Origin of the sequence: uncultured Polaribacter sp., assembly GCF_947497695.1 — a bacterium.
Lineage (GTDB): Bacteria > Bacteroidota > Bacteroidia > Flavobacteriales > Flavobacteriaceae > Polaribacter.
Genome location: NZ_CANMHM010000005.1, coordinates 127,925 through 143,687, shown reverse-complemented (window position 1 = coordinate 143,687; position 15,763 = coordinate 127,925). Strand labels below are relative to the sequence as shown.

At 32.8% G+C, this 15,763-nt stretch carries 30 protein-coding genes; all 30 read right to left on the bottom strand.

Annotated elements, in window-relative coordinates; all coding sequences use genetic code 11:
• Positions 1-89: 89 nt before the first annotated feature.
• The 30 genes from carA to rpsJ all read right to left on the bottom strand — a co-directional run bounded on the left by carA (position 90) and on the right by rpsJ (position 15,763).
• Positions 90-1,208 (bottom strand): glutamine-hydrolyzing carbamoyl-phosphate synthase small subunit, encoded by a 1,119-nt coding sequence (gene carA, locus Q0731_RS07795; RefSeq protein ID WP_299062227.1) that lies wholly within the window; start codon positions 1,206-1,208, stop codon positions 90-92.
• A 93-nt stretch (positions 1,209-1,301) separates the two neighbouring features.
• Complete coding sequence (rplQ, locus tag Q0731_RS07790) at positions 1,302-1,775, bottom strand: 50S ribosomal protein L17 (protein ID WP_299062224.1); 474 nt, start codon at positions 1,773-1,775, stop codon at positions 1,302-1,304.
• Between the two features lie 60 nt (positions 1,776-1,835).
• Positions 1,836-2,828, bottom strand: a complete 993-nt coding sequence (locus Q0731_RS07785; RefSeq protein ID WP_299062222.1) for a DNA-directed RNA polymerase subunit alpha — start codon at positions 2,826-2,828, stop codon at positions 1,836-1,838.
• A gap of 98 nt (positions 2,829-2,926) precedes the next feature.
• A complete protein-coding gene (gene rpsD / locus Q0731_RS07780) occupies positions 2,927-3,532 on the bottom strand; it encodes a 30S ribosomal protein S4 (RefSeq protein ID WP_299062219.1) in 606 nt (201 codons plus the stop codon).
• An 82-nt stretch (positions 3,533-3,614) separates the two neighbouring features.
• Complete coding sequence (gene rpsK / locus Q0731_RS07775; protein WP_299062217.1) at positions 3,615-3,998, bottom strand: 30S ribosomal protein S11; 384 nt, start codon at positions 3,996-3,998, stop codon at positions 3,615-3,617.
• A 91-nt stretch (positions 3,999-4,089) separates the two neighbouring features.
• Positions 4,090-4,455: a 30S ribosomal protein S13 gene (gene rpsM / locus Q0731_RS07770; RefSeq protein ID WP_165732607.1), complete on the bottom strand. Its 366-nt coding sequence runs from the start codon at positions 4,453-4,455 to the stop codon at positions 4,090-4,092.
• Entirely contained in the window at positions 4,455-4,571 is a 117-nt protein-coding gene (ykgO, locus tag Q0731_RS07765) for a type B 50S ribosomal protein L36 (protein ID WP_004568720.1), read from the bottom strand. Before ykgO ends, rpsM begins: the two co-directional genes overlap by 1 nt.
• 69 nt (positions 4,572-4,640) lie before the next feature.
• Positions 4,641-4,856, bottom strand: a complete 216-nt coding sequence (gene infA, locus Q0731_RS07760) for a translation initiation factor IF-1 (RefSeq protein WP_004568721.1) — start codon at positions 4,854-4,856, stop codon at positions 4,641-4,643.
• Position 4,857: 1 nt separating this feature from the next.
• Entirely contained in the window at positions 4,858-6,180 is a 1,323-nt protein-coding gene (gene secY / locus Q0731_RS07755) for a preprotein translocase subunit SecY (RefSeq protein ID WP_299062211.1), read from the bottom strand.
• 13 nt (positions 6,181-6,193) lie between these two features.
• Entirely contained in the window at positions 6,194-6,643 is a 450-nt protein-coding gene (gene rplO, locus Q0731_RS07750; protein ID WP_299062209.1) for a 50S ribosomal protein L15, read from the bottom strand.
• A 12-nt stretch (positions 6,644-6,655) separates the two neighbouring features.
• A complete protein-coding gene (rpmD, locus tag Q0731_RS07745; RefSeq protein ID WP_036783629.1) occupies positions 6,656-6,838 on the bottom strand; it encodes a 50S ribosomal protein L30 in 183 nt (60 codons plus the stop codon).
• Positions 6,839-6,849: 11 nt separating this feature from the next.
• A complete protein-coding gene (gene rpsE / locus Q0731_RS07740) occupies positions 6,850-7,374 on the bottom strand; it encodes a 30S ribosomal protein S5 (RefSeq protein ID WP_299062362.1) in 525 nt (174 codons plus the stop codon).
• A 3-nt stretch (positions 7,375-7,377) separates the two neighbouring features.
• Positions 7,378-7,728, bottom strand: a complete 351-nt coding sequence (gene rplR, locus Q0731_RS07735) for a 50S ribosomal protein L18 (RefSeq protein WP_299062207.1) — start codon at positions 7,726-7,728, stop codon at positions 7,378-7,380.
• 11 nt (positions 7,729-7,739) lie between these two features.
• Entirely contained in the window at positions 7,740-8,285 is a 546-nt protein-coding gene (gene rplF / locus Q0731_RS07730; protein ID WP_299062206.1) for a 50S ribosomal protein L6, read from the bottom strand.
• 9 nt (positions 8,286-8,294) lie between these two features.
• A complete protein-coding gene (rpsH, locus tag Q0731_RS07725) occupies positions 8,295-8,693 on the bottom strand; it encodes a 30S ribosomal protein S8 (RefSeq protein WP_299062204.1) in 399 nt (132 codons plus the stop codon).
• 163 nt (positions 8,694-8,856) lie between these two features.
• A complete protein-coding gene (rpsN, locus tag Q0731_RS07720; RefSeq protein ID WP_299062202.1) occupies positions 8,857-9,126 on the bottom strand; it encodes a 30S ribosomal protein S14 in 270 nt (89 codons plus the stop codon).
• 3 nt (positions 9,127-9,129) lie between these two features.
• Positions 9,130-9,681, bottom strand: coding sequence for a 50S ribosomal protein L5 (gene rplE, locus Q0731_RS07715; protein ID WP_299062200.1), 552 nt, complete (start codon positions 9,679-9,681; stop codon positions 9,130-9,132).
• Between the two features lie 8 nt (positions 9,682-9,689).
• Positions 9,690-9,992, bottom strand: coding sequence for a 50S ribosomal protein L24 (gene rplX, locus Q0731_RS07710; RefSeq protein WP_299062198.1), 303 nt, complete (start codon positions 9,990-9,992; stop codon positions 9,690-9,692).
• Between the two features lie 13 nt (positions 9,993-10,005).
• Entirely contained in the window at positions 10,006-10,374 is a 369-nt protein-coding gene (rplN, locus tag Q0731_RS07705; protein WP_068451523.1) for a 50S ribosomal protein L14, read from the bottom strand.
• A gap of 1 nt (position 10,375) precedes the next feature.
• The gene (gene rpsQ, locus Q0731_RS07700) at positions 10,376-10,633 is read right to left on the bottom strand and encodes a 30S ribosomal protein S17 (RefSeq protein ID WP_299062192.1); all 258 of its coding nucleotides are present in this window, start codon (positions 10,631-10,633) and stop codon (positions 10,376-10,378) included.
• Between the two features lie 20 nt (positions 10,634-10,653).
• Complete coding sequence (gene rpmC, locus Q0731_RS07695) at positions 10,654-10,845, bottom strand: 50S ribosomal protein L29 (RefSeq protein WP_299062187.1); 192 nt, start codon at positions 10,843-10,845, stop codon at positions 10,654-10,656.
• Between the two features lie 11 nt (positions 10,846-10,856).
• A complete protein-coding gene (rplP, locus tag Q0731_RS07690; protein WP_299062184.1) occupies positions 10,857-11,288 on the bottom strand; it encodes a 50S ribosomal protein L16 in 432 nt (143 codons plus the stop codon).
• A gap of 22 nt (positions 11,289-11,310) precedes the next feature.
• Positions 11,311-12,033 carry a 30S ribosomal protein S3 gene (rpsC, locus tag Q0731_RS07685; protein ID WP_299062181.1) on the bottom strand — a complete coding sequence of 241 codons (723 nt, stop codon included), beginning with the start codon at positions 12,031-12,033 and terminating at the stop codon, positions 11,311-11,313.
• An 11-nt stretch (positions 12,034-12,044) separates the two neighbouring features.
• A complete protein-coding gene (gene rplV / locus Q0731_RS07680; RefSeq protein WP_299062178.1) occupies positions 12,045-12,449 on the bottom strand; it encodes a 50S ribosomal protein L22 in 405 nt (134 codons plus the stop codon).
• A 6-nt stretch (positions 12,450-12,455) separates the two neighbouring features.
• The gene (rpsS, locus tag Q0731_RS07675) at positions 12,456-12,734 is read right to left on the bottom strand and encodes a 30S ribosomal protein S19 (RefSeq protein WP_015482224.1); all 279 of its coding nucleotides are present in this window, start codon (positions 12,732-12,734) and stop codon (positions 12,456-12,458) included.
• A 6-nt stretch (positions 12,735-12,740) separates the two neighbouring features.
• Positions 12,741-13,565 carry a 50S ribosomal protein L2 gene (gene rplB, locus Q0731_RS07670; protein ID WP_299062175.1) on the bottom strand — a complete coding sequence of 275 codons (825 nt, stop codon included), beginning with the start codon at positions 13,563-13,565 and terminating at the stop codon, positions 12,741-12,743.
• Positions 13,566-13,577: 12 nt separating this feature from the next.
• On the bottom strand, positions 13,578-13,868 hold the full coding sequence (gene rplW / locus Q0731_RS07665) for a 50S ribosomal protein L23 (protein ID WP_299062173.1): 291 nt from the start codon (positions 13,866-13,868) through the stop codon (positions 13,578-13,580).
• Between the two features lie 4 nt (positions 13,869-13,872).
• Positions 13,873-14,502 carry a 50S ribosomal protein L4 gene (rplD, locus tag Q0731_RS07660; protein WP_299062168.1) on the bottom strand — a complete coding sequence of 210 codons (630 nt, stop codon included), beginning with the start codon at positions 14,500-14,502 and terminating at the stop codon, positions 13,873-13,875.
• Positions 14,502-15,119, bottom strand: coding sequence for a 50S ribosomal protein L3 (rplC, locus tag Q0731_RS07655; RefSeq protein WP_299062165.1), 618 nt, complete (start codon positions 15,117-15,119; stop codon positions 14,502-14,504). The genes rplD and rplC overlap by 1 nt, the downstream gene beginning before the upstream one ends.
• A 338-nt stretch (positions 15,120-15,457) precedes the next feature.
• Entirely contained in the window at positions 15,458-15,763 is a 306-nt protein-coding gene (gene rpsJ, locus Q0731_RS07650) for a 30S ribosomal protein S10 (protein WP_075342599.1), read from the bottom strand.

Below are 15,763 nucleotides of genomic sequence, written 5' to 3'. Positions count from 1 at the left end.
TACTGCTAATTTACAAATTATAGCAGCTTTTAATTTGATTTATAATAGTAACTTACGAAAACGTTTTCTAGTTACTTTAACAATCTTATTTATTTAATTATTAGTTTTGATGCCTTTATATTTTCTATAAATTGGTCAAATAAATACTCAGCATCATGAGGCCCAGGACTCGCTTCTGGATGATATTGTACAGAAAAAGTATTTTTATCTTTTACACGGATACCTGCAACAGTATGATCATTTAAATGAACATGAGTAATTTCTACATTATTATTTGCTTCTGTTTCTTCTCTATTAATTGCAAAACCATGGTTTTGTGAAGTAATTTCTCCTTTACCTGTTAAAAGGTTTTTAACAGGATGATTGATACCTCTGTGCCCATTGTGCATTTTGTAAGTAGAGATTCCATTTGCTAGAGCAATTACTTGGTGTCCTAAACAAATACCAAACAATGGTAAATCTCTTTTAATAATTTCTTTTGCAACTTCTTGGGCTTCTACTAAAGGTTCTGGATCTCCAGGTCCATTAGATATAAAATATCCATCAGGATTAAAAGCTGCTAAATCTTCAAATTTAGAATTGTAAGGAAATACCTTTACACAAGCACCTCTTTTAACTAAATTTCTTATTATATTCTTTTTAATACCTATATCTAAGGCAGAAATTTTTATTTCAGCATTTTCATCACCAACTAAATATGGAGTTTTAGTAGAGACTTTAGATGCTAATTCTAAACCTTTCATACTTGGTACTGCCGCCAATTGTTTTTTTAATGCTTCGATATTATCTACATCTGTAGAAATAATGGCATTCATTGCTCCATTATCTCTAATATAAGAAACCAATGCTCTAGTGTCAACATCAGAGATAGCTACCAAATTATGTTTAGTAAACCAATCTTTTAAATTCCCATCAGAATCTACTCTAGAATGAGTAAAGCTAAAGTTTCTACAGATTAAACCTGATATTTTAATTCCATCAGACTCTACTTCATTATCATTAACGCCATAATTACCAATATGAGCATTTGTTGCAACCATTAACTGACCAAAATAAGATGGATCCGTAAATATTTCTTGGTAACCAGTCATACCTGTATTAAAACAGATTTCTCCTGTAGATGTACCTTCAATTCCAACGGATTTACCGTAGAAAATTGTTCCATCTGCTAATAAAACTAATGCTTTGTTTCGTGTTTGATATTTCATTGATCCTAATTATTTTTCTTAGTGCAAAAATATAAAAAAAGGGATAAACGTAAACGCTTATCCCTTTAATAAAATTTAAAAAATTTTCATTTTTTATTCTTCAGTTTTTTCTTCTGATGCAGTTCCTTCTACTTGTGCAGATTCAGCTTTTTTACTTCTTCCTCTACGTGTAGTTTTCTTTGCTTTTTTACCATTAGGATTGTAGATTTCGTTGTAATCAACCAACTCTACCATTGCCATAGGAGCATTATCTCCTTGACGATTTCCTAATTTAATGATACGAAGGTAACCTCCTGGTCTATCACCAATTTTTACAGAAATTTCTTTAAATAATTCTGTAACTGCATATTTATCACGTAAGTGAGAAAATACAACACGTCTGTTGTGAGTAGTATCACTTTTAGACTTTGTAATTAATGGCTCAACAAAAACTCTTAATGCTTTTGCTTTAGCCACAGTTGTATTAATACGCTTGTGTTCTATTAAAGAACAAGACATATTTGCTAACATCGCTTTTCTGTGCGAAGTTGTTCTTCCTAAATGATTGTGCTTCTTACCGTGTCTCATTATAATTGTTATTTAATTTCATCTTGCATCTACTCATTATGAGGAGCAAAATATGAAAAGTTAATCTTTATCTAATTTGTATTTTACTAAATCCATTCCAAAACTTAAGCCTTTAACAATCACTAATTCTTCTAGTTCTGTTAATGATTTTTTACCAAAGTTTCTAAACTTCATTAAATCGCTTTTGTTAAAAGAAACTAAATCTCCTAAAGTATCTACTTCTGCAGCCTTTAAACAATTTAAAGCTCTTACAGATAAATCCATATCGATTAATCTAGTTTTTAATAACTGACGCATGTGTAATGACTCTTCATCATACGTTTCTGTTTGTGCAATTTCATCTGCCTCTAAAGTGATACGCTCATCAGAGAATAACATAAAGTGGTGGATTAAAATTTTTGCAGCTTCTGTTAAAGCATCTTTAGGATTGATAGAACCATCAGTATCAATATCGAAAACTAATTTTTCATAATCCGTTTTTTGCTCTACACGAAAATTTTCAATTGCATACTTAACATTTTTTATTGGCGTGTAAATAGAATCTGTAAAAATTGTTCCTATTGGTGCAGAATTCTTTTTATTCTCTTCTGCAGGTACAAATCCTCTACCTTTTTCTATAGTTATTTCTGCATTTAACTTTACAGATTTATCCATATTACAGATTACTAAATCTGGATTCAATACTTGAAAACCAGAAGTAAATTTCTGTAAATCTCCAGCAGTAAACTGCTCTTGACCAGATAAAGAGATAGAAACAGTTTCTCTATCTGTTTCTTCTATTTGTTTCTTAAAACGAACTTGTTTTAAGTTTAAAATAATTTCTGTAACGTCTTCTACAACACCTGGTACAGTAGAAAATTCGTGCTCAACTCCATCAACTCTTAATGAAGTAATTGCAAATCCTTCTAAAGATGATAAAAGTACTCTTCTTAAAGCATTACCAACCGTTAAACCAAAACCTGGTTCTAAAGGTCTAAATTCAAATCTACCTTTAAAATCAGTAGATTCAATCATAATTACTTTATCAGGCTTTTGAAAATTTAAAATTGCCATTATTTTTTCTTCTTTTTAATTGTTATTTAGTTGCGCGAATTATAAGTGTGAAGAAAATCTTATAAATCCTTTGGCTAAATTTCAATATGATTAATTTATTACTTAGAATATAATTCTACGATTAACTGCTCTTTAATGTTTTCTGGAATTTGTAGTCTTTCTGGAGCTTTTACAAAAGTTCCAGTTTTTGTATCATTATTCCAAGTTAACCATTCCCATACATTATTGTTAGATTGTAATGCACTTTCAATAGCTACCAAAGATTTAGATTTCTCTCTTACAGCAACAACATCTCCATCTTTTAAACTATAAGAAGGTATGTTAACAATTTCACCATTAACAGTAATATGTCTATGAGAAACTAATTGTCTTGCTCCACTTCTAGAGTTAGAAATACCCATTCTGTAAACAACGTTGTCTAAACGAGATTCACATAATTGTAATAAAACTTCACCAGTAATACCTCCAGCAGCCTGAGCTTTCTTGAATAAATTACTGAACTGACGCTCTAAAATACCATACATGTATTTCGCTTTTTGCTTCTCCATTAATTGAGTAGCATATTCAGATTTTTTTCCTCTTCTTCTTGCATTTCCATGCTGTCCTGGAGGGAAATTTCTTTTTTCGAAGTTTTTATCTTCTCCAAAAATTGCTTCACCAAACTTACGAGCAATTTTAGTTTTTGGTCCTGTATATCTTGCCATTTCTTTTGTTGTTATAGATAGGGATTATGAATTAAGGCTTTCTCCTTCGATAATCTTGATCCCATCAAGTTAAAATATTTAATTATACTCTTCTTCTCTTTGGTGGACGACATCCATTGTGAGGTGTTGGTGTAACATCAATAATTTCTGTTACTTCTATACCAGCATTATGTAATGATCTAATAGCAGATTCTCTACCATTTCCAGGTCCTTTAACATACACTTTTACTTTACGTAAACCAGCTTCTTTTGCAACATTTGCACAATCTTCTGCTGCTAATTGAGCTGCATAAGGAGTATTCTTTTTAGAACCTCTAAAACCCATTTTACCTGCAGATGACCAAGAAATAACGTCACCTTTTTTATTTGTTAAAGATATAATGATGTTGTTAAAAGATGCAGTTACATGTGCTTCTCCTACAGCTTCAATTATTACTTTACGTTTTTTTGAACTTGCTTTTGCCATAATTTTTAATGTTCAGTTATCGCTCTTTAGTAAATTGTACTTTTATAAAAATACGGCACACTAAATACTTATAACTAGATTAATCTCTAACTTATTTTTTCTTGTTAGCTACAGTTTTTCTCTTACCTTTTCTTGTACGAGAATTGTTCTTAGTTCTTTGTCCTCTTAAAGGAAGACCAAGTCTATGACGAATTCCTCTCTGACAACCAATATCCATCAAACGTTTGATGTTTATCTGTACTTCAGAACGTAATTCTCCTTCAATTGTAAAAGATCCTACTTGTTCTCTAATTGCTGCGATTTGATCATCTGTCCAATCTTGAACTTTAATGCTCTCATCTACTTTTGCTTCTGCTAGAACTTTTTGAGCTCTGCTGCTTCCTATACCAAAGATGTATGTTAAAGCAATAACGCCTCTTTTATTCTTTGGAATATCAATACCTGCTATTCTTGCCATTACCCTTGTCTTTGTTTAAATCTAGGATTTTGTTTATTAATCACATATAATCTACCTTTTCTGCGTACTATTTTGCAGTCGGCACTTCTTTTTTTTACTGATGCTCTAACTTTCATTTTATTTTGCTGTTGGCTATTGGCTTTTAGTTATTAGCTGGACGCTAAAGACTAAATGCTAACGGCTAATTAATATCTATAAGTTATTCTTGCTTTTGATAAATCATAAGGACTCATTTCTAACTTTACCTTATCTCCAGGTAATAATTTAATATAATGCATACGCATTTTACCTGAAATGTGAGCCGTCACAATATGTCCGTTTTCTAATTCTACACGAAACATTGCATTTGATAATGCTTCTGTAATTGTTCCGTCTTGTTGAATTGCTGATTGTTTAGCCATATTATTTATTAGATTTTCTATTGCTATTTCCTGCTTTCATTAAACCATCATAATGACGGTTTAATAAATAAGAGTTGATCTGTTGCAACGTATCAATTGCAACCCCTACCATAATTATTAATGATGTACCACCATAAAACATTGCCCAACTTTGTTGTATACCAAACTTAACTGCAATGGCAGGTAATATTGATAATGCAGCCAAAAATAAAGATCCTGGAAATGTAATTCTAGATAAAACACTATCTAACCTATCTGCAGTATCTTTACCTGGTCTAATACCTGGTATAAAACCACCACTTCTTTTTAAATCATCTGCCATTTTATTCGTAGGAATTGTAATTGCAGTATAAAAATAACTAAAGATGATAATTAACAAAGCAAAAATAACATTGTAACCTAGACCATTCATATCTTGTAGGCTGGCAATTGCAGGAAACCTCTGAGCTAAAGCTACTGGTAAAAACATAATAGCTTGTGCAAAAATAATTGGCATTACACCTGCTGCATTTAATTTCAAAGGAATATAATCTCTTGAACCTGCAACGTTTTCTATATTACCAACTACAGTTCTTCTTGCATATTGAACAGCAATCTTACGAACAGCAGTTACTAATAATACAGTTAATAAAATTACAACAAACCAAACAATGATTTCAATTAAAACCATCATAATACCACCTGCTCCTGCATTTGTAGTTTTCGCAACAAATTCTTGTAAAAATGCAGCTGGAAAGTTAGCGATAATACCTACTGTAATTAATAATGAAATACCATTACCAACACCTTTGTCTGTAATACGTTCACCTAACCACATCGCAAAAATTGTTCCTGCGGTTAAGATGATAATTGATGAAATCCAAAAAGTTGGTCCGCTTACTAAAAATGCTTCTGGTCCTAAACCAAACTGAGTTTTAATAGCTGTGATATACGTTGGTGCTTGTACCAAAGTAATACCAATTGTTAACCATCTTGTTATTTGTGTAATTTTTTTTCTACCACTTTCTCCATCTTTTTGTAACTTCTGTAAATACGGAACCGCAATTCCCATTAACTGAACTACAATAGAAGCAGAAATATAAGGCATAATACCAAGTGCCATTACTGACGCTCTAGCAAATGCTCCCCCTGTAAATGCATTCAACAAACCTAAAAGACCTCCAGAGGTACTATCTTTTAATGCTGCTAATTGCAATGGGTCTACTCCAGGTAATGGAACAGCCGCCATAAAACGATATACAGCAATTAAACCGATGGTAAGAAGAATCTTATTCTTTAACTCTTCAATACTGAAAATTTCTTTTAATCTATTAATAAAATTCATCTTTTACGGGATGTTATAAAGTAACAACTTCACCTCCAGCTGCCTCAATAGCTGCTTTTGCTGTTGCTGTAAACTTGTGTACAGTTATATTTAATTTGGCTTTTAATTCTCCACGACCTAATATCTTAATCAAGTCATTTTTTCTTGCCAATCTATTCTCAATTAAGATGTCTAAAGTAACTGTATCTGTTATTTTACCACTATCAACTAAAGATTGTAGATTATCTAAATTAATCCCTTGGTATTCAATACGATTAATATTTGTGAAACCAAATTTTGGCACACGTCTTTGAAGAGGCATTTGCCCTCCTTCAAAACCAATCTTTTTAGAATAACCAGAACGAGATTTCTGTCCATTGTGACCTCTTGTAGCGGTACCACCCTTTCCAGATCCTTCACCTCTTGCAATTCTTTTTCCTTTTTTAATGGAACCTTCTGCCGGTGTTAAATTATGTAAACTCATTTTATATATGTCTTATTTAATTTCTTCGAAAGAAACTAAGTGTTTAACTGTATTTACCATACCAACTATAGATGGAGTTGCCTCATGCTCTACAGTTTGATTCATTTTACGTAAACCTAATGCTTCTAAAGTTCTTTTTTGACTCTGAAGACGCCCGATTTGACTTTTTACTTGTGTAACTTTTATTCTTGCCATCGTTCTTAGATTTATCCGTTAAATACTTTTTCTAAAGAAATTCCTCTTTGTTTAGCAATACCTGCTGCACTACGTAATTGTAATAATGCATCAAAAACGGCTTTTACAACGTTATGAGGATTTGATGATCCCTGAGATTTTGATAATACATCATGTATACCAACTGCCTCAAGTACGTGCCTTACAGCACCACCAGCAATAACTCCAGTACCATGAGATGCAGGCTTCAAAAATACTTTAGCCCCACCAAATTTACCTTTTTGTTCATGAGGTAAAGTTGCATCTAAAATAGGAATTCTAACTAAATTTTTCTTAGCATCCTCAATTGCTTTTGCAATTGCTGAAGCTACATCTTTAGATTTTCCTAATCCATGACCTACTACTCCATTTCCATCTCCTACAACAACAATTGCAGAGAAACCAAATGCTCTACCACCTTTTGTTACTTTAGTAACACGTTGTACACCTACTAACCTATCTACAAGTTCTAACCCACTAGGTTTTACTCTTTCTACGTTTTTATATCCTTGCATAATTTCTTAAAATTTTAAACCCGCTTCTCTTGCAGCGTCTGCTAATACTTTAACTCTACCGTGATATAAATATCCGTTTCTATCAAAAGCAACTGTTTCAACTCCTGCTTTAGTAGCAATTTCTGCGATTGATTTACCAACTGCTGTTGCTGCTTCTGTCTTAGTACCTGCTTTTATTTCTTTATTTCTAGATGAAACTGAAGCTATTGTAACTCCATTTACATCGTCTACCAATTGAGCGTAAATTTCTTTGTTACTTCTATAAACCGATAATCTTGGTTTTGTAGCAGTACCAGAAATAATTTTTCTAATTCTACGCTTAATTCTAGCTCTTCTTTGTAGCTTTGATAATGCCATAATGCTATGTATTATGCAGATTTACCTGCTTTTCTTCTTAATATTTCACCAACAAACTTAACACCTTTTCCTTTATAAGGTTCTGGTGCTCTGAAAGAACGAATCTTAGCAGCAATTTGACCAACAAGTTGTTTGTCAAATGAAGATAATTTAATGATTGGGTTTTTCCCTTTCTCAGATATTGTTTCAATTTTAACTTCTGGAGCTAATTCTAAAACAATATTATGAGAGAAACCTAAAGCTAAATCTAATTTTTGACCTTGATTTGATGCTCTATAACCTACACCAACCAATTCTAAATCTTTAGTCCAACCTTTACTTACACCTTCAATCATATTAGCGATTAAAGCTCTCATTAAACCATGTTGTGCTTTATGGTCTTTACTTTCTGATGCCCTATCTAAAGTAATAGTACCATCTTCGATTTTAATGCTAATTCCATCAGAAATAGTTTGAGATAATTCTCCTAACTTTCCTTTTACTGTAATTACATTGTCTTTTATGTTTACATCTACACCTTGTGAAATGCTAACGGGATTTTTTCCTATTCTACTCATTTCCTTAGATTAATAAACGTAACATAAAACCTCTCCTCCAACATTCTCTTGACGTGCTTTTTTGTTTGTCATTACACCTTTAGATGTAGAAACAATAGCAATTCCAAGTCCGTTTAATACTCTTGGCATCTCTGTAGAGCCAACATATTTACGTAAACCTGGTGTACTGATACGTTGAATTTTTCTAATCACTGACTCTTTTGTGTCTCTTTGGTATTTTAAAGCGATCTTAATTGTTCCCTGAACTTTATTGTCAGTAAACTGATAACTCAAAATATACCCTTGATCAAACAAAATTTTAGTCATTTCCTTCTTCAAGTTTGAAGCTGGAATTTCCACTACTCTGTGTCCTGCTGCGATTGCATTTCTTACTCTAGTAAGAAAATCCGCGATTGGATCTGTATACATATTTATATAAAATTGCGATTCCGGTTTTCAAATATCTCTATTTATGCTACAGATTTCTCTGTGATAAATGAACCTATAATCAGTTAAAATTCTTATACTCAAAAAAAATAGAGCGTGCAAAGATACACATTCTATTTTTATATTTAAGCTTTATTTAAAATTTCTACCAAGATGCTTTTTTAACACCTGGTATCAAACCTTGGTTTGCCATTTCTCTAAAAGTAACACGTGAGATACCAAATTGTCTCATATAACCTTTTGGACGACCAGTTAATTTACATCTATTATGCATTCTAATTGGTGAAGCGTTCTTAGGTAATTTTTGTAAAGCATCATAGTCTCCAGCTTCCTTTAAAGCTTTTCTCTTTTCTGCATATTTTGCAACTGTCGCTGCTCTTTTACGCTCACGCGCTTTCATTGATTCTTTAGCCATTTCTTAATTTTTTTTGAATGGTAAACCTAATTCTCCTAATAATGACTTTGCTTCTTTATCAGTATCTGCAGATGTTACAAATGTAATATCCATACCGTTAATTTTTTTCACTTGGTCAATATTAATCTCTGGGTAGATGATTTGTTCAGTAATACCTAAATTATAATTACCTCTTCCATCAAAACCATTAGCTTTTATACCGTTAAAGTCTCTTACACGTGGTAAAGAAGCTGTAACTAATCTATCTAAGAACTCATACATTTTATCTCCACGTAAAGTAACTTTAACGCCAATTGGCATTCCTTTACGTAATTTAAATGCAGCAATATCTTTTTTAGACATTGTAGAGATAGCTTTCTGACCAGTAATTTTAGTCAACTCTTCAACAGCATAATCTATTAATTTCTTATCTGCAATTGCATCACCAACACCTTTAGAAACAACTATTTTAGTTAATTTTGGTACTTGCATTACATTCTTATAACTGAATTCTTCAGTAAGAGCTTTTACAACTCTTTCTTTGTATTCTGCTTTTAATCTTGGTACGTAACTCATGATTATTATTATTTTTTAGTTTTTTTAGAGATTCTTGTCTTCGTATCTCCATCAACTTTATAACCTACTCTTACAGCAACACCATCTTCTACTAACATTACATTAGAAATATGGATAGAAGCTTCTTTCTTTACAATACCACCTTGAGGATTTTGAGCACTTGGTTTGGTATGCTTAGAAATTAAGTTTACACCTTCTACCAAAACTCTATCTTTATCCTTTAAGATTTGTATTACTTTACCTTCAGTATTTTTACTAGTACCAGTAATTACTTTTACAGTATCTCCTGCTTTTATTTTGAACTTCTTCATCTTATATAATGATTTAAAGCACTTCAGGTGCTAATGATACTATTTTCATGAATTGTTTCTCACGAAGTTCACGTGCAACAGGACCAAAAACACGTGTCCCTCTCATTTCCTCAGTAGGATTTAAAAGTACACAAGCGTTATCATCAAATCTAATGTATGATCCGTCTTTACGTCTTACTTCTTTTTTCGTTCTCACAACAACTGCTCTAGATACTTGACCCTTTTTTACAGTTCCGTTAGGAGTTGCAGATTTAACCGCTACAACAATCTTGTCACCAATGCTTGCATAACGTTTTCTTGTACCTCCTAAAACTCTAATCACTAAAACCTCTTTGGCTCCAGTATTATCTGCTACTTTTAATCTTGATTCTGTCTGTAACATATTATTTAGCTCTTTCTAGGATTTCTACTAATCTCCAACGCTTAGATTTACTCATAGGTCTTGTTTCCATGATCCTAACAGTATCTCCTTCGTTGCAATCATTCTGTTCGTCGTGTGCAACATATTTCTTCGTTTTTAAAACGAACTTTCCATACATTGGGTGTTTTACTCTTTTAGTTTCTGCAACAACAATAGATTTTTCCATTTTGCTACTAGATACAACACCAATTCTCTCTTTTCTAAGATTTCTTTTTTCCATCTTTAAAACTGACTATAGAATTATTGTAATTCTCTTTTTGTTAATTCTGTTGCAATTCTTGCTACAGTTCTTCTTAAGCTTCTTAATTGCAATGGATTCTCCAAAGGAGTTATTGCATGTGCCATCTTAAGATCAGTATAATTCTTTTGCAACGCTCCAAGCTTCTCACTAAGATCAGCTACAGACAATTCTTTTACTTCTGATTGTTTCATTTTAATTAGAATTATGCGTTAATATCAAAATCTCTTGCGATTACAAACTTCGTTTTTACAGGAAGTTTCTGAGCAGCTAAACGTAAGGCTTCTTTTGCAACGTTCATTGGTACACCTCCAATTTCAAACAAAATTCTACCTGGTTTAATAACTGCAACAAAATGATCTGGTGCTCCTTTTCCCTTACCCATACGTACTTCTAAGGGTTTCTTTGTGATAGGCTTATCTGGAAAAACTTTAATCCATAATTGACCTTCCCTTTTCATATGACGAGTTGCCGCGATACGAGCTGCTTCTATTTGACGTGAAGTTAATAAGTTCTGGTCTAAAGATTTAATACCAAACATTCCATTAGAAAGTTGATTTCCTCTTCCAGAAATACCAGTCATATTTCCTTTCGCCTTCTGTACCTTACGGTATTTTACTCTTTTTGGCTGTAACATTTTTAATTTCTAGTTTTAAAAATTATTTTCTTCTTCGAGGTTGTGGTCGTTTTCTATCATTTCCACCTTTGTTACCGCCTTGTTTTTTAGACAAACCAACTAATGGAGATAATTCTCTCTTTCCATATACCTCACCCTTCATAATCCATACTTTAACACCTAGTCTTCCATATTGAGTATGAGCTTCTACAAGTGCATAATCAATATCAGCTCTAAATGTTGAAAGTGGAATCCTTCCTTCTTTATAATGCTCTGAACGTGCCATTTCAGCTCCGTTTAAACGACCTGAAATTTGGATTTTTATCCCTTCAGCATTCATACGCATTGTGGCTTGTATAGCCATTTTAGTAGCTCTCTTGTATGAAATTCTATTTTCAATTTGACGAGCCACACTAACTGCAACTAATTTTGCATCTAATTCTGGACGTTTAATTTCAAAAATATTAATTTGAACTTCTTTACCTGTAATTTTTTTAAGCTCTTCCTTTAACTTATCTACTTCAGTACCACCTTTACCTATAATGATACCTGGTCTTGCAGTTGTAATTGTAACTGTAACAAGTTTAAGCGTACGCTCTATAATTACTCTAGAAACACTAGCTTTAAATAATCTAGCATTTACATACTGTCTTATTTTAAAATCTTCCGCTAATTTATCTCCGTAGTCATTACCACCATACCAGTTAGATTCCCAACCTCTGATGATTCCTAAACGATTTCCTATTGGATTTGTTTTTTGTCCCATTTCTACTTTGATTAATTACTTAAATTTTTAGCACCTAACTCTAATGTAACGTGATTAGAACGCTTACGAATTCTATGAGCACGCCCTTGTGGAGCTGGTCTTAATCTTTTTAACATTCCTGCGCTATCTACACAAATAGATTTTACAAATAAGCCTGCTTCTTCTATAGATGCATCTTCATTTTTAGCTTGCCAGTTTGCAATTGCAGACAATAACAACTTCTCTAAATTGATAGATGCTTCTTTAGGACTAAACTTTAAGATTTGTAAAGCTTTTTCAACTTCTACGCCTCTTACTTGATCTGCAACTAAACGCATTTTTCTTGGTGATGTAGGACAGTTAGTAAGCTTCGCGAAAGCACGTTGCTTTCTGTCTGCTTTTAACTGATCTGCCATGTTTTTTTTACGAACTCCCATATCCTACTATTTTTTTCCTTTATTTTTTGCACCAGCGTGTCCTCTAAAAGAACGAGTTGGTGAAAATTCGCCTAACTTATGCCCTACCATGTTTTCTGTAACATAAACTGGTACAAACTGACGTCCGTTATGAACAGCAATCGTTTGTCCTACAAAATCTGGAGTAATCATACTTGCTCTAGACCAAGTTTTGATTACAGTTTTGTTACCAGCCTCTACATTAGCCAACACTTTTTTCTCTAATTTATAGTGAACGTAAGGTCCTTTTTTTAATGATCTTGCCATAACTTATTATTTCTTTCTACGTTCTATGATGTACTTATTACTAGCCTTAGTCTTAGATCTCGTTTTGAATCCTTTAGCAGGAATACCATTTCTAGATCTTGGATGACCTCCAGAAGCACGTCCTTCACCACCACCCATTGGGTGATCTACAGGATTCATTCTTACTGCATTAACTCTTGGTCTTCTACCTAACCATCTTCTTCTACCTGCTTTACCAGATACTAATAATTGATGATCTGAATTAGATACAACACCGATTGTTGCTGTACATGTTAACAAGATTAATCTTGTTTCACCAGAAGGTAACTTTACAGTTGCGTACTTACCATCTCTTGCCATTAATTGTGCAAAAGAACCAGCAGAACGAGCCATAACAGCTCCTTGTCCAGGACGTAATTCTATACATGAAATTGTAGTTCCTAAAGGAATCTCACTTAATGGCATTGCATTTCCAATTTCTGGAGCTACACCACTACCTGATACAATTTTTTGACCCACTGTTAAACCGTTTTGTGCTATTACATAACGCTTCTCACCATCAGCATAACTAAGCAAAGCAATAAATGCAGTACGATTTGGATCATACTCTATAGTTTTAACTGTTGCAGGAATACCACTTTTATCTTTCTTAAAATCGATAATACGATACCTTTGTTTATGACCACCACCTATATTACGTGTTGTCATTCTACCCTGACTGTTTCGACCTCCAGATCTTTTTTTCGGAGCAAGTAAACTTTTCTCCGGCTTATCAGTTGTTATGGTGTCGAACCCATTTACAACTCTAAAACGCTGACCTGGTGTTATTGGTTTTAATTTTCTAACTGACATTTTTGTCTTTTCTTAAAGATTGTTATAAAAATCAATGCTTTCCCCTTCTGCTACTTGAACGATTGCCTTTTTGTACCCACTCTTAATACCAGTTACTAAACCTTTTTTAGTAAACTTTGTATTTCTTTGAATTGGATAGTTTAAAGTTTTAACGCTTAAGATAGAAACTCCATAAGCAGCCTCAACAGCTCCTTTAATTTCTAATTTGTTAGCTTTCTTATCTACAACAAATGTAAAACGATTATACAATTCGCTATCATTAGTTGCTTTTTCTGTGATAATAGGTTTTATTAAAATACTCATATCCCTATTTGCTTAAGTTTGTATTAATACCTTCTAAAGACCCTTCAGTTATCACAACTTTATTAGCATTTAAAACACCATAAGTATTAATTTCTGAAGCTTTAACTACTTTAGATTTCTTTAAGTTACGTGATGATAAATACACATTTGCATTTTCATTACTTAAAACAAACAAAGATTTTTTAGTATCTAATTCTAATGCTTTTAGTACATCTACAAAGTTTTTTGTCTTTGGTGTATCAAAGTTAAAATCTTCAATTACTACTAAATTCTTATCGTTTGCTTGAATACTTAAAGCTGACTTACGTGCTAAACGCTTTAAGTTTTTATTCAATTTAAAAGAATAACTTCTTGGTCTTGGACCGAACATACGACCTCCACCTCTAAAAACACCAGATTTGATAGAACCTGCTCTTGCAGTACCAGTACCTTTTTGTTTTTTTATCTTTCTTGTAGAACCAGAAATTTCTGCTCTTTCTTTAGCTTTATGCGTTCCTTGTCTTTGATTCGCCAAGTATTGCTTAACATCTAAATAAATTGCATGATCATTAGGCTCTATACCAAATACATCTTTAGAAAGCTCAACCTTTCTACCTGTATCTTTTCCTGTAATATCTAAAACTGCTACTTTCATTATTTCTGAATAGTTACAAAAGCATTTTTATGTCCAGGAACCGCCCCTTTAACAACAAGTAAGTTCTTTTCAGCAACTACTTTTAATACTTTTAAGTTTTGAACTTTCACTTTATCTCCACCCATTCGACCTCCCATTCGCATTCCTTTGAATACTCTTGCAGGATAAGATGCAGCACCAATTGACCCAGGGGCTCTTAAACGGTTATGTTGACCATGTGTTGCTTGACCAACACCAGCAAATCCATGACGTTTTACAACACCCTGAAAACCTTTACCTTTAGAAACACCTGACACATCTACAAACTCACCTTCTTCAAAGTGGTCTACAGAGATAGAATCTCCTAATTTATACTCTTCTTCAAATCCTTGAAATTCAACGACTTTTTTCTTAGCTGTAGAGCCAGCCTTTTTAAAGTGACCATCTAACGCTTTGTTAGAACTCTTCGCTTTTTTGTCATCGAAACCAAGCTGCAACGCACTGTAGCCGTCAACCTCTTCGGTTCTGACCTGAGTGACAACGCAAGGACCTGCTTCGATTACAGTACAAGGAATATTCTTCCCGTTCTCATCGAATAAGCTGGTCATTCCAATCTTTCTTCCTATTAACCCAGACATTTGTTAAATTTTTAGACGATAGATATTTATCCAGCGCGTCTATTCATAATTGTTTGTTTGAAACTATTGTTTCTTTATTACCCTTTAAGTTTCTTTCAAAAAAAACAGCGTAAAACAAATTCAACGCTGATTTTGTTTTTTCCGTTTTTCCTTCGCGAAACGCTCTGGACATGTTACTTTAATTGAATAAATATCAAAAAAAGCATTACCCTACTCTAATTCGGGTTGCAAAAGTATAAAAAACTTTCGGTTTAACAAAATTAAACCGAAAGTTAATATTTTACTTTAAGTTTTATTAGAGATTCCTGCTTTCGCAGGAATGTTCAATTCAGGTTTTATTAAACCTTAATTTCCACTTCAACACCACTAGGTAACTCAAGTTTCATTAAAGCATCAATAGTTTTTGAAGAAGAACTATAGATGTCTAACAATCTTTTGTAAGCAGATAATTGAAATTGCTCTCTAGATTTTTTGTTTACGTGTGGAGAACGTAACACAGTAAAAATCTTTTTATGTGTTGGTAAAGGTATTGGTCCGTTTACAACAGCACCAGTACTTTTTACCGTCTTAACTATTTTTTCAGCAGATTTATCTACTAAATTGTAATCGTAAGACTTTAATTTTATTCTAATTTTTTGACTCAT